Annotated in this window: 13 protein-coding genes; 12 read left to right on the top strand and 1 reads right to left on the bottom strand. The window is 32.1% G+C overall.

Features of this window, described 5'->3' with window-relative positions; translation table 11 throughout:
* The first annotated feature begins 1 nt into the window (after position 1).
* From BM201_RS00660 to BM201_RS00605, 12 genes are all read left to right on the top strand, one after another.
* Positions 2–625, top strand: coding sequence for an acyltransferase (locus BM201_RS00660; RefSeq protein ID WP_092539474.1), 624 nt, complete (start codon positions 2–4; stop codon positions 623–625).
* The gene (locus BM201_RS00655; RefSeq protein WP_092539473.1) at positions 622–1,443 is read left to right on the top strand and encodes a glycosyltransferase family 2 protein; all 822 of its coding nucleotides are present in this window, start codon (positions 622–624) and stop codon (positions 1,441–1,443) included. Before BM201_RS00660 ends, BM201_RS00655 begins: the two co-directional genes overlap by 4 nt.
* A gap of 12 nt (positions 1,444–1,455) precedes the next feature.
* A complete protein-coding gene (locus BM201_RS00650; protein WP_245758543.1) occupies positions 1,456–2,556 on the top strand; it encodes a glycosyltransferase in 1,101 nt (366 codons plus the stop codon).
* Between the two features lie 13 nt (positions 2,557–2,569).
* Positions 2,570–3,142 carry an acyltransferase gene (locus tag BM201_RS00645; RefSeq protein WP_092539471.1) on the top strand — a complete coding sequence of 191 codons (573 nt, stop codon included), beginning with the start codon at positions 2,570–2,572 and terminating at the stop codon, positions 3,140–3,142.
* 7 nt (positions 3,143–3,149) lie between these two features.
* Entirely contained in the window at positions 3,150–4,325 is a 1,176-nt protein-coding gene (locus BM201_RS00640) for a polysaccharide pyruvyl transferase family protein (RefSeq protein ID WP_092539470.1), read from the top strand.
* Positions 4,326–4,334: 9 nt separating this feature from the next.
* A complete protein-coding gene (locus BM201_RS00635) occupies positions 4,335–5,342 on the top strand; it encodes a nitroreductase family protein (RefSeq protein ID WP_092539469.1) in 1,008 nt (335 codons plus the stop codon).
* Positions 5,343–5,362: 20 nt separating this feature from the next.
* Positions 5,363–6,607 carry a glycosyltransferase family 4 protein gene (locus tag BM201_RS00630; RefSeq protein ID WP_092539468.1) on the top strand — a complete coding sequence of 415 codons (1,245 nt, stop codon included), beginning with the start codon at positions 5,363–5,365 and terminating at the stop codon, positions 6,605–6,607.
* A 42-nt stretch (positions 6,608–6,649) separates the two neighbouring features.
* On the top strand, positions 6,650–7,387 hold the full coding sequence (locus BM201_RS00625) for a WecB/TagA/CpsF family glycosyltransferase (RefSeq protein WP_092539467.1): 738 nt from the start codon (positions 6,650–6,652) through the stop codon (positions 7,385–7,387).
* Positions 7,388–7,452: 65 nt separating this feature from the next.
* Positions 7,453–8,796 carry an undecaprenyl-phosphate glucose phosphotransferase gene (locus BM201_RS00620; protein ID WP_092539466.1) on the top strand — a complete coding sequence of 448 codons (1,344 nt, stop codon included), beginning with the start codon at positions 7,453–7,455 and terminating at the stop codon, positions 8,794–8,796.
* A 70-nt stretch (positions 8,797–8,866) separates the two neighbouring features.
* A complete protein-coding gene (locus BM201_RS00615; protein ID WP_245758542.1) occupies positions 8,867–9,655 on the top strand; it encodes a polysaccharide biosynthesis/export family protein in 789 nt (262 codons plus the stop codon).
* Positions 9,656–9,662: 7 nt separating this feature from the next.
* Entirely contained in the window at positions 9,663–12,041 is a 2,379-nt protein-coding gene (locus BM201_RS00610) for a GumC family protein (protein WP_092539465.1), read from the top strand.
* A gap of 57 nt (positions 12,042–12,098) precedes the next feature.
* Positions 12,099–13,526: a capsule assembly Wzi family protein gene (locus BM201_RS00605; protein WP_175486950.1), complete on the top strand. Its 1,428-nt coding sequence runs from the start codon at positions 12,099–12,101 to the stop codon at positions 13,524–13,526.
* Here the strand turns inward: BM201_RS00605 and BM201_RS00600 are convergent.
* Positions 13,523–14,146 carry a metallophosphatase domain-containing protein gene (locus BM201_RS00600; RefSeq protein WP_092539463.1) on the bottom strand — a complete coding sequence of 208 codons (624 nt, stop codon included), beginning with the start codon at positions 14,144–14,146 and terminating at the stop codon, positions 13,523–13,525. The two genes, BM201_RS00605 and BM201_RS00600, sit on opposite strands and share 4 nt — an antisense overlap.
* Between the last annotated feature and the right edge of the window lies 1 nt (position 14,147).

Genomic DNA, 14,147 nt, shown 5'->3' with positions numbered 1-14,147 from the left:
AATGGAAATAAAATTACTTTTTAAATTAATTTTTAAAAGCCTTAGAAAAGTCTCTCAGATTCTTGTTAGAGGTTATGATAAGTTGATGTGTTATATTATTTTTACAGGAAATGGTGCCTCTTTTGGTAAATTTAAATCAACTGGGTTTCCTTATATGATGATTGCCCGTACAGGAAATTTTACAGTAGATGAGAATTTTTCTATGCATAATAGGATTGATGGGAATCCTATAGGGGTTTATGAAAAATGTACCTTTTTTGTTGGTAATAAGGCTAAGATAAATATTGGTAAATCTGTGGGCATATCGCAAGCTGCTATCATTTGTCACGAACTTATACATATAGGTGACAATGTGAAAATTGGTGGAGGAGTCAAAATTTATGATTCAGACTTTCATAGTGTAGATCCAATTGTGAGAAATTCTGAATTAGACTTAGTACGTAAGAAAAATGCTCCGGTTTATATTGATGATAATGTATTTATTGGTGCGCAGAGTATTATTTTAAAGGGAGTGAAAATAGGTAAGAATAGTATTATTGGTGCAGGTTCCGTTGTAACTAAGTCTATTCCCTCTAATCAAATTTGGGCTGGTAATCCAGCACGGTTTATAAAAAATATTTCATGATAATAGCAGTACTTCTTACTGTCTTTAACCGAAAGGAGCAAACATTAAGCTGTTTAAAGCGGCTTTTTGATCAGGATATTTCTCAATCTTTTGAAATTAGTGTATTTATGGTTGATGATGGTAGTGCTGATGGAACCTCTGATGCTGTTAAAGATAGGTTTCCTAAGGTCAATGTTATTAAGGGGAGTGGAGATTTATTTTGGAATAGAGGGATGCATTTGGCTTGGACTACAGCTTTAAAAAAGCAGGAGTTTGATTATTATCTCTGGTTGAATGATGATACTTATTTGAAAAGAGATGCTCTGAAAAAATTATTAAATACTTCTTATGATTTTAAGAATGAATCAATTATTGTAGGTACTACTAGCGCTCTTAACAATCATAATCTGGTTACATATGGCGGTCGTTCTAGGAAAAAGGGTTTGTTGATTCCAAAGGAATCTCCAGAAGAATGTGATTATTTTAATGGGAATATCGTTTTGATACCGTCTTATGTTTATAAAATTGTCGGTCTTAATGATCCAATCTTTAGGCATGCTTTGGGAGATTTTGATTATGGTTTACGGGCGAAAGCTAAAGGTGTGAAAATTTATATTGCCTCAGAAATATTAGGTAGATGTGATCTACATACTGAATTAGCTACTTGGTGTAATCCTAAAAAGTCCTTCCTGAAGCGCTGGAAAGCTTTTCGTTCACCGTTAGGAAATAATCCTGAGGAATTTTATAAATTTGAAAAAAGACATAAAGGTCTAGGAATAGCGCTATTCCATTATTTAACGAATCATATAAGACTTGTAGCTCCTAAATTATGGAACTAAAATTTAATTTCTGTGATTAAAAAAACAAAGGCGTTAATTTTTTTTCAATATCTACCACCTTGGCGTATAGATGTTTTTAATGAGATGAGTGTATATTATGATCTAACTATTGCTTTTACTGATTCTGAAAGGGAGGGTTTTAAGTATAATAGAGATGAACTTTTAAATCTATTAGAACCTGAAATAAATACTGTTTTTTTGACCAAAGGTTTTAGAATTGGTAAAAGACCTATAAGATTTGGTATTCTGGGTTTAATTAATTCAGTAAAGCCAAAAATTATTTTTTCTCATGAATACGCTCCTACTAGTATAATTCTTGCATTTTATAAAAGGTTTTTTAAATATAAGTATGTCATTACGACTTCCGATAATATTGCTATAGCTCAATCAGTAAAAGGTTTAAAGGCTCAATCTAGAAAATATGTGCTGAAGAATGCTGATGCCTTGGTTGTTTATAGTAATAGGGTAATGAACTGGTATAGAAACGTATTTCCTAATTTGAGGGTGGAAGTATGTCCAAATATTCAAAATCCTGAAAGTCTTTTAGGATACAGAAGCTTGTTTCCTGAAATTATAAATAAGTATGAGGAAGATTTTCATCTTAATAGTAAAAAAATTATTCTTTATTCCGGGCGTTTGGAACATGTTAAAGGATTGGATTTGTTGATTTCTGCATTTGCAGAATCTAACAATAGGGATCATATATTAGTTTTGGTAGGAGAAGGAAGTAAAAAGAATGAGTTGTTGGAGCAATCTAAATCTTTAGGCATTTATGATAGAGTGGTGTTTGCAGGTTTTTGTTCAGGAGCTAAATTGTATGCATGGTATGATATAGCAAACTTTTATATCTTGCCAAGTAGATTTGAACCATTTGGTGCAGTGGTTAATGAGGCTTTAATTTTTGGTTGCCCAGTTTTGGCAAGTAAGCATATTGGAGCAATTGATTTTATATCAGACAAAAATGGTAAAATTTTTGAGCCTCTAGATAAAGAAAAGTTTGTTAATGAGCTTAACAATTTTTATTCCATAGATCATATTAGGCAAAATCACAGGCCTAATTTAATGCCGGTATCTTTTAAGCAATATGTAGAAGTTTTTAACGATTTTTTATAGTATATAGGTTTTTATGAATTTTCAGTATAGTAATATGCCGGTAGGATCAAGTAAGTTAAAATTTGTATTGAATCATTTTCTTAACGTTTTTCGTTCCTGGTATGTATTTAGCTTTAAATTTCCTTTTGTTAAATATAATGGATTTGTAAGGGTAATGAAAGATGTTAGATTTGCCAAGGGACGTAAAATAATTTTGGGGGATAAGGTGCAAATTGGCAAAGGATCTAGAGTAGCAACAGATTTAACTATTGGAAATCATGTGCTTATAGCGGGTGATGTTTCTTTTGTTGGTAGAAATGATCATACATTCGCAAAACCAGGCATAAGTATGTGGGATTCGCCAAGGGGTAAAGATGAAATAACTTATGTTGGCGATGATGTGTGGGTTGGGAATGGAGCAATAATTTTAGCAGGGGTTACTATTTCTTCTGGATCTATAATCGCAGCAGGTAGTTTAGTAAATAAAAGTGTACCGCCTTGTGAAATTTGGGGTGGAGTTCCTGCAAGGAAAATTAGGGATAGGTTTGATTCTCCCAAACAAAAAATTGAACATTTGGAATATCTTCATAGACTGAAGACTAATTAATTCAAGAATGAAAAAAATAGGTATTATTACCATATCGAGAACTAATAATTATGGTGCTGAATTGCAAGCCTATGCGCTTCAGAGAAAATTAAGGGACCTAGGTTATGATGCAGAGCTTATTGATTATTTATATTATAAACATAAAGATCATAAACCAACGGGTTTATCCCAGCCACTTATTAAACAAGATACAAAAAGTAAATTTAAAAACTTTTTAATGTACCGGGTGATTTCTCCTTTAATCGAAGGGAGTTCTGTGTTTTCTGCTGCTATCGAAAATAGAAAAAAAAATTTTTATAGATTTCATGCAAATGGTAAAACTAGATATTCTAAAGATCAGTATAGGAGTTATGAGGAACTTTATAAAATGAGCTTTGAATATGATATTTATATGGTAGGTAGTGACCAGGTTTGGAATCCTGGAACCGGGACGTCATTATCACCGTATTTTCTCGATTTCGCTCCGAAGAATAAGCTAAAGGTAACTTATGCTTCCAGTTTTGGCGTTTCACAAATCCCTGAGAGTTTACATGCTAAATATCGCGATTTTTTTAATAATCTTGATTTTATAGGTGTGCGGGAAAAGCAAGGAGTTGCTCTAGTCGAGCAGCTATCTGGGAAACAAGCAAAGCAGGTTTTAGACCCTACTTTATTGCTCTCTAAAGATGATTGGAGTCGGGTTATTAATGAGGATAACAAGAATAGCTTGCCAAAAGGAGATTATATTCTTGTTTATAAGTTACATGAATCTGATGAATTAGTGCAAAAAGCTTATGAGTTAAAGCGAAAGTTTAATTGCGAAATATATAATCTTTGTAAGAGAGCTTATGCAAATAAAAAAATAGAAGGCATATACAATATTGAGGATGGAGGACCGTCTGAATTTATAGCCTTATTTCAAAACGCTAAATTTGTTTTAACAACTTCTTTTCACGGCACTGCTTTTTCTGTCAATTTCAATATTCCATTTTTTGCAGTTTTGAGACCGAATAAAGCAAATAATTCGAGAATTACGAACTTTTTAGAAATGCTGCATTTATCAGATCGTATTGTTTGGGAAGGTGGAGAAAATGATAATTGGGAGTTATCTGAAAATATAAATTTCAGTGAACCTAATCGACTCTTAAATGAATTCAGAAATGATTCAATGGAATATTTACAGCGTATTTTGAATGCTGAATAAAAATAAATTATGAAAGAATTACTCTTTAAAATTTTTCCAGACAGTTTTATTAGATTTATTTTCAATAAAACTTTGAGAGCATATACTATTTATCAGTCTTATAATTACGATAGAAAGCGTTACAAAAAATATTCTGATTCATTTTTAATGAAAAAGCAGAATGAATTGATAGGTAATATTATTAAACATTACCATGTATTTGAAAAAGGATTAACAATGCCAAATACCCGCTTAGGTTTTGGTCAACCTAAGTTAATTGTCTTAATTAATGAATGTTTAAGGTATATTGATTTGTTTGGGGCTAATGAACCTCAGTTAAAACATGCTGTTGCTGTAATAAAAGAGTATGAAAATTTTCATGCTGAGAATAACTTTGCATTAGAAGATAATACTCTTGAAAATTTAAAGAAAATTAATACTTTGAATATCGAGGGACCAGTTTCTAAGCAGCTTGTACAAAGTAGTGAGGGATATTTTAAAAATGTAATGGCTCCGTTTGATGAATTTTCTTTTTCAAGGCATAGTTTGCGTAATTTTAAGGATTTGGAAATTCCTATGAGTAGTATTACAGAGGCATTGGAGATAGCAAAAAAAACACCATCTGCGTGTAATAGACAAGCTTGGAGGACGTATATATTTACTGATAAGGCGCTGATACAGGAAATTTTAAAAATACAAGGAGGGAACAGGGGGTTTGGTCATCTTGCTGATAAATTAATTATTGTGACATCTGAGTTGGGGGTTTTTGGTCATTCTTTTGAAAGAAATCAGGCTTTCATTGATGGAGGAATGTATCTAATGAATCTTTTATATGCGCTACATTTTAAAAAAATAGGAACATGTCCTTTAAACTGTAGTAATACTCCTGAAAAAGATAAAATACTTCAAAAGTTATGTAGTGTTCCTCAATCAGAGGTGTTTATCTGTATGATTGCGTGTGGTTTTCCTCCAGATGAATTTAAACTGGCTACATCACCAAGATATGATATTAATTTTACCAATAAAATTATTGGTTAGAGTTTTTGAATTCTATAAAAATGCTTAAAATTCTTATTAATGCTTATGCTTGTTCCCCACATACAGGAAGCGAGCCGGGAATGGGATGGAATTGGTGTGCCAATTTAGCTAGATACTGTGAGGTTCATATAATTACCGAAGGAGAATTTAGAGGGTATATAGAAGAAGCTCTAAAAACTTTGCCGCAGGCATCTAATATGTATTTTTATTATAATCCGGTTTCTGATGAAATCCGAAATATGTGCTGGAATCAAGGAGATTGGCGCTTTTACGGGCATTATAAAAAGTGGCAATATCAAACTTATAAATTAGCGGTTGAAATTGTAAAAGAACATAATATTGATATTCTCCATCAACTTAATATGATTGGTTTTCGGGAACCCGGGTATTTATGGAAAATAAAATATATTCCTTTAATTTGGGGTCCCATAGGTGGTTTAAAGCAATTTCCGGTAAACTATTTAAAAGAGGCGGGTCTTAAATTTCAGCTTTTTAATAGGCTTAAAAACTTTCTTAATATTTGTCAACTTAGATTTGATAGCAGGGTTAATAAAGCTTTAAGGGGAGCAGATGTCCTTATAAGCTCTATTCCCGATTCTTATAAAGCTCTAAAAACTTATAAAGGCAAGGACTCGTTAATTATTCCCGAAACCGGAAGTTATCCTTCAGACATTAAAATTTCTACAGGCAGATTCTTTTCAAAAAAATTAAATATTTTATGGGTAGGTAAATTTGATTTCCGTAAACAATTACCTTTAGCATTAAAAAGTATAGCTCAAATAAATAACCCTAATATTATTTTACATGTTGTTGGAAGTGGTACGAAACAGCAGGAAGCTAGTGCAAAACTTATTGTAGATACTTTGGGTATAAAAAATCAGGTTGTTTTTTATGGAAATTGTCCCAATGCAATTGTTTTGAAAAAAATGAAACAAATGCAACTTTTTTTCTTTACCAGTGTGAGTGAAGATACTTCTACGGTTGTGATGGAAGCAATTTCAAATCAATTACCAGTTCTTTGTTTTGATACATGTGGTTTTGGAGCTGTAATTAATGATAGAATCGGGGTTAAAATTAAACTTACCTCACCAGAAAAATCTGTGTTGGATTTTTCTTCACATATAGATTATTTATCGGAAAATAGACATGTATTAAAAAAAATGTCTATCAATTGTATTGAGCTTCAGAAAGAATTATCTTGGGATAATAAAGCAAGAAAAGTAATTGAGCTATATAGGAGAACTTTAAATAAAAGGTTGGATTAGTTTGAATTGGAGTAAATTCAAAAATTTAGAAGATAATTTTTAATGAAGAAGAGACTTATAAGTATTGATATATCTATTAAGGCATATCAGGATTTTATTAAAGATTTAACAACCCTTGCACTGAACAAAAAATCAACCTATACTTGTGTAGCCAATGTTCATATGTTGGTTGAAGCGTATAAAAGCAAGGATTTTGCTGAAGTGGTAAATAACGCAGATATGGTTACCCCAGATGGAATGCCATTGGCTAAGGGATTAAAACAAATTTATGGCATAGAACAGGATCGTGTTGCAGGTATGGATTTATTGCCAGATTTGCTAAAAGAAGCTGAAAGTAATGGAATAAAGGTTGTGTTTTATGGAGGCACCCAGTTAACTCTCGATAAAACTAAAGAGTTTTGTGACCAATATTATCCTAATTTAGATATTGTAGGCTTAATAAGCCCACCTTTTAGAGAATTAAGTGAGGAAGAAGAAAAGGATTACACGGACTTGATAAACAAAAGTGGGGCAGGTTTTGTGTTTGTTGCTTTAGGTTGTCCTAAGCAGGAAAAGTGGATGGCTAATATGAAGGGGAGAATTAACGCCTGTATGATTGGTATTGGAGGGGCGCTTCCGGTAATGGTAGGCCTGCAGAATCGGGCTCCGGTCTGGATGCAAAAAACTTCTACAGAATGGTTATATAGACTATCTCAGGAACCAAAACGTTTATTTAAACGTTATGCCTATACTAATACTTTGTTTGTCTATTTGATGCTAAAGGAAAAATTAAAGAGATAGTATTAATTATATTAACATTAAACTCATATTTATTAAGTAGTTTAGCACTTTAGTTATAGAAAAATATGAAGAGGTCTTCTTTAGTCATACCTGTTTCAATTGTTATTCATCTTATTATTATCAACTTCACGTTGTTTACGTTAAGCTTTGAAACATATAACAATATTTCGGCTATTGTGTACTATAATCTTAGTTGGTTACTCATTACTTTTGCTATAGATTATTACCCAACGAAAAGAAATGAACGTTTTTTTACTAATTTTGATAAGGTGCTTAGCTTGTTTCTTATATTCTCTCTGGCTTATTTTACTAATTTTAGTTTTCGAAATCTTGTTATTTCCCCTATATATCAGTTAAAAGTATTAATTGTCATTTTCTCAACGATTATTATTTATCGTTATATTTTTTATTATTTAAGAGATATTTATAGGGTTGAAGGAGGTAATTTCGTTAGCGTGGTAGTTATTGGAAGAGACAGGAAGTTGAAAAAGATTCGTCAGATTTTCGATCAGCCGGAGTTAGGGTATCGGTACAGGGGATATTTTGATGATCATCCTTCAAAAAGTATTACTTATTTAGGTAAAATAGATAATGCTTTTAATTTTATTCGTAGTCATACAGTAGATGAAGTGTATTGTATGGTATCTCGTTTATCTTCAGATCAGATGAACGAGCTTATTGCTTTTTGTGATAATAATCTGATTAAAATTAAAATGGTTCCTGATAATAAAGAAATCTATACCAGGGCAATGGATGTAGAGCTCTTTGGAAATGTTCCAATTCTTAATCTCAGGAAATTACCACTGGATACCGATGTGGCACGTTACACTAAGCGTAGTTTTGATGTGGTTTTTTCATCTTTGGTGATAATTTTTGTACTATCTTGGCTCGTGCCAATTATAGGAATTATAATAAAATTAGAGTCACGTGGTCCTGTGTTTTTTAAGCAAAGGCGTCATGGAGTAAATAAAAAGTCATTTTTCTGTTATAAGTTTCGATCTATGGCAGTAAATAGAGAGGCTGATACAAAAATGATGACTAAGAATGATGTTCGCCTTACTAAAATCGGAAAATTTATTCGGAAAACGAGTATAGATGAATTACCACAATTTATTAATGTTTTATTGGGAGATATGAGTGTGGTGGGTCCTAGACCTCATATGGAAGCACATACTCGTGAGTATGAGAATTCAGTTGATAAATATTTGGTGAGGCATTTTGCCAAACCTGGTATCACTGGCTTGGCACAAATTAAAGGTTACCGGGGAGAAGTGGTAGTTAAATCGGATATTATTAATCGTACAAGATTGGATATATTTTATGTTGAAAAATGGTCTTTACTTTTAGATATTAAAATTATTGTTAGAACCGTTTTAAATGCTATAGGAGGAGAAGAAAAAGCTTATTGATAATATTTAAAATTTAAAAATAATTTTTTAAGTTTTTATAAAAAATTATTTTTAGTCTAAAATCTAATTGATGTTGAAATCCAAATTTTTCGTTTGTATATTTTGTTTAACGTTATTGTCATCCTGCGTGTCTCGAGAAGAGATGGTGTATTTTCAGAATTTAGATCAGATCGGAAGAGGTACTGATCATTTAACTTATAATAATTTGGAGATTAAGCCAAATGATCAATTGGCTATTACCGTTTCCGCCGATGAAATCGAAGCTGCAATGCCTTTTAATTTACCATATGTAGGTAATAGTTTAGGAGGGCAACCAGGAGAAGTTAGAATTGGAGGTACACCTTCTCTACAAAAGTATCTCGTAAATTCCCAAGGTGAAATACAATTTCCTATTCTTGGATCTGTCAAAGTTGTGGGTTTGAACCGAAAGGAGTTGTCATCTTTACTGGAAACTAAAATTTCAGACTACATTAAAAATCCTATTGTTAATATTCAAATTTCAAATTTCCAAATTACTGTTTTAGGAGAAGTTGGTCGTCCTGGAACCTTTACAATTAATGATGAATATATAAGTTTGCCTAAGGCTTTAGGACTTGCGGGAGATTTAACCATTTATGGTAAACGTAAAAATGTTCTCGTAGTTAGAGAATCTATTGATGGTACCAAAGAGCATGCGTATTTAGACTTAACTGATGCAGGTATTGTAAATTCACCGTTTTATTACTTGCAACAGAATGACGTTATATATGTAGAGCCTAATGGTCCACAAATTCAGTCTGCAAGTTATAATCGAAATGCTTCGGTTTATATTTCAATAGCTTCTGTATTAATATCTTTAGCTGTAGTGTTAACTCGATAATCTAAATATGAATAGTGAATATCAAATTTCTGAGGAAGAATTTAATTTAAGGGAAGAAATATATAAGTATTTAAAGTATTGGCCATGGTTTATTGTTTCCGTGTTTATTACGTTGCTTACTGCATTTGTATTTTTAAAATTTTCAAATTCCGTATATAGAAGTAGTGCTACTATTATTATTAAAGATGAAGATACTAAATCTCCAGGGTCTGGAATATCTTCTTTTGCCGATTTGGGATTTATTGATGGTTTGCAAACAAGTAGTATTGAAAATGAAATAGGTTTATTGGAATCTAAAAGGATGTTGACCAAAACCATAGAGTCTTTAGATCTAAATATTGAATATTACGCAAAAAATCTTTTCGTAGCTAGAGAAATATACGATAATGTTCCTTTTAGGGTAAGTATTTTACAATTAAACAAAGTCAAATTATATGACTTTGTAAGAAATGAACGTAATAATTTTATTATTGACTTCAAGAACGAGAACGGCGTAAATATAACTAATGCAAAATCTGGTGAAAAGTTCAAGCTTAAATATGGTGAGCCAGGTAATATAGGTTTTGCCGATATTGTCTTGAGGGAAAATAAAGATTTCTTAATAAACGGGAATAATGAAATTGAATATAGTTTTGTAATTAACCCAATTTCATCTATAGTTTCCCGTTATAGTAGCCGTTTGGAAGTCATGCTAGTAGACGATAATTCTACTTTAATTGAAATTAGTCTAAAAGATGAAGTTCCAAACAAAGCAGAAGATATAATAGATCAATTAATAATAGAATACAATAAAGAAGCTATTATTGATAAGAATTTGGTTGCATCCAATACAGCAGAATTTATTGATGAGAGGTTAAAAATTATCAATTTCGAATTGGATTCCGTAGAGAGCGATAAGGAGGCTTTTAAAGAGAATCGTAAGCTTACAGATATCCAAGCAGAGTCAGAGTTGTTTCTAGAAAATGCAAGCGAATATAAAAAGAAGCGCCAAGAAGTTCTGACTCAAGTGCAATTGGTAAATGCAATGTTAAATTATCTTGAGGACGGATCTAATTCAGATCTTTTACCTGCAAATCTTGGACTAGAAGGTGATGGTGTGAACAAACAAGTAACAAATTATAATCAATTGGTTTTAGAGCGTAATCGTATTTTAGAAGCCTCCACTTTAAAAAATCCAACTATTCTAAAATTGGATCAGCAAATTGATCAAATGCGGTCTGTTATTGTTAAAAGTTTGAATCGTTTAAGTGCAAACTTGGATATTTCAATGAAAGAATTAGATAATGAAGCAAAAATTATACAGTCCCGAATTTCCTCTGTTCCTTCAATAGAACGTCAATATCGAGGTATAGATAGACAGCAGCAAATAAAGGAGGCTTTATATCTATTTTTATTACAGAAAAGGGAGGAAAATTCTCTTTCCCTAGCAGTAACTGCTCCAAAGGCTAAAATTGTAGACCATGCTTATACATCAGGTCAAATAGCACCTAGATCTAAAGTAATATTATTTGGAGGTTTATTAGTAGGTTTAATAATTCCTTTTGGAATCATCTATGGTAAGAATATTCTTAACAACAAAATTAAGAATCGTGATGAGTTAGAAAAGAAAGCAAAACAGATTTCAATTGTAGGTGAAATTCCTAAAATAGATAAAAAGCAAAGCCATTTAATTACAGAGGCTGATCGTTCTGTTTTGGCAGAATCCTTTAGAATTGCAATTACCAATATGCAATATTTGTTGATAAATAAAACTGATAAGCAGAAAGGAATTAAGATGTTGGTGACTTCGACCGTAAAAGGTGAAGGAAAAACTTTTACATCCATAAATTTAGCTTTAACCTTGGCAAATATGGGGAAAAAGGTAATTGTGGTTGGGGCAGATTTACGTAATCCGCAGTTGCAGAGATATGATGTAGGTTCTAGAAAACAATTGGGAGTTAGTGATTATCTAATTAATGAAGATTTAAAGTTAAATGAGCTTATAGAGCAAACAAAATATAATAAGAATTTAGATTTTTTAACGTCAGGTAGTATACCACCAAACCCTTCTGAATTATTGAGGCATCGTCGCCTTGGTGAAATGCTTAACATGTTGGAAGAGCAGTACGATTATATAATCCTTGATACCGCCCCATGTATGTTAGTAGCTGATACTTTTTTAATAAGCCAATATGCAGATCTAACGCTTTACGTTGTAAGAGCTTCTTATACTGAAAAAGCTTTGCTGCAATTCCCTATTGACTCCAAAAAAGCTGGGAAACTACATGATGTTAGCTTCGTATTGAACGACGTCGATTTTGCTAATTTTGGATATGGTAATAAATATGGTTATGCCTATGGGGCTGATAAGAAAAGCTTTTGGGAAAAGTTTAGAGAACGTTTTTAAAGCTTAGCGGGTATAGTTAAAGAGGTGTTTTTGAGCTTATTTAAAATATTATGTCAATTGGAGGAAATTTTAAAGCGTTATAGTAAATTATTCTTATTTGGATGTTTTTATTTAATAGCTATAGCTTCTTATGCACAGTTCCAACTAGATATTGAATCTGAGGCATTTTTTAACGGAGATGATGCCTTGCCATTTTGGTTGCATTCCAATAATTATGGAAGAGTTGGTAGGCAAACTAATGCTAACGCTGTAATTGCGCCATCTTACGATTTGTATCTTAATGAAAAATCAAAATTCACTTTTAAATCAGCATTTTCTTATCGAGATAAATTTAATGAAGTTGGTGAAGCCAGCGATATTTTTATAGATGAATTTTATGCTAAATTTGCCTCACAATATATTGATGTAACAATAGGAGTAAAACATGGTGAAAAAGAATATTACGGACTTGCATCTTCAAATCAAAATGTGCTTTGGTCGGGTAACGCTCGTTCTTTACCCGGATTAGAAATTAAAACAGCTAAGCCTTTATATCTTTTTTTTAATAAACGTTTGGGTTTTGAAGCTTTGTTTAGTGAATATATCTTAAATGATGATAGAGCTACTTTGGATACACATGTACATCATAAGTATTTAGCTTTATCTTATAAAATAAATACAACTTCAACTGTAAAATTGGGAGTTAGACACGTGGCTCAATATGGCGGTAATCCGTCTGATCCCAGGTTTCAGAATCAATCGATCGGATTCTCAGAATATATAAGAATGTTTTTTGGAAGAGCTGGTAGTGAAAATTCGCTAGCTACAGATCAGGCAAATGCAATAGGTAATCATATAGGTAGTTACGAACTTGTTTACAATAAGCAGATTGGAGAAGGAGAAATAGAACTATTTTATAATAGTATTTTCGAGGACGGTTCGGGTAGCGCTATGAGAAATTTTCCGGATGGTCGATATGGAGTTTTTTACGATTCTGGAGAGTCAGATAAGGTTATAAATTCTTTTGTATATGAATTCGTTTACACAAAAAATCAAAGTCAAACAGCTCCGCATCTTTGGGATAATTATTTTAATAGCGGTGTCTATAGTAGCGGCTGGACTTATCAACAAAATGTAATTGGTATTCCTTTTATTACCAGTACATATTTAACTGATTATGGGGGAGATTTTATAAGCGTTGGGAATAATAGATTAATAGCTCATCATTTTGGGATGCAGGGAAAATTATATTTACCATTTGAATTGAAGTTGAGTTATAGAAGAAATTATGGTTTTAATCAAAATATAGCCTATTTGAGATATCGTCACTACGATTCTGATGATGAACGATCCCTATTTAAAGTTTCTCCAGAGGTTGTTTCAACTTATCTTAAAGTTGGAGTTTTAAAAAGTTTTATTGATCTCGATTTATCATGTGCAGTAGATTTTTCGAAAGATAACAGTAATTTCGCAGCAGGTCTTTCAGTCTCCAAATCTTTCTTCTAAACATCTACAACACTAACCCCGTTTATTAGCCTGTTTTTACTATCCATTACGGCGTTATTTACAAATAACGTAGGTCCAATACTTTTCTTACCAAAATCATCATGAACGTGCCCAAAAAAATGAAGTTTGGGTTTGATATCAACTATTTTCTTTAGCAACTCCTCGCAGCCAATATTTTTATAAGTTTTACTTTCATCTAATATTCCGTAAGGAGGAGTATGAGTAATAAGGATATCTGTATTTTGCGGAATAAGATTCCATTTCTTTCTAATCGATCTTCCTCTTTCGAGATTAAATGCCCAATTCCCATTTCCTGGTGTGAATGGACTACCCCAAATTCTAAAATTTTCTAATGTAATTCCGCTGTCAGACAAATAATGAATATTGTCTGGAATAATATCGTCTAAGTTGGTGGAATATTTTTCTAGATGGAAATCATGATTTCCTGCAATTAAGATTTTATGTTTATGAGGTAGTTTAGAAAACCATTGTAAAAAATCTACAATTTCGGGTTTTGTTCCGCCTTCCGAAATATCTCCGCAGTGGATTAGAATATTGCCATCTGGAATTTCCAGATCCTGGTGCTTATTGTGAGTGTCTGAAATTGAAATTATACGCATA

Source organism: Zunongwangia mangrovi (assembly GCF_900112105.1).
GTDB classification, from domain to species: domain Bacteria; phylum Bacteroidota; class Bacteroidia; order Flavobacteriales; family Flavobacteriaceae; genus Zunongwangia; species Zunongwangia mangrovi.
The sequence above is the reverse complement of the archived record's forward strand: the minus strand, read 5'-3'. Positions and strand labels throughout refer to the sequence as shown.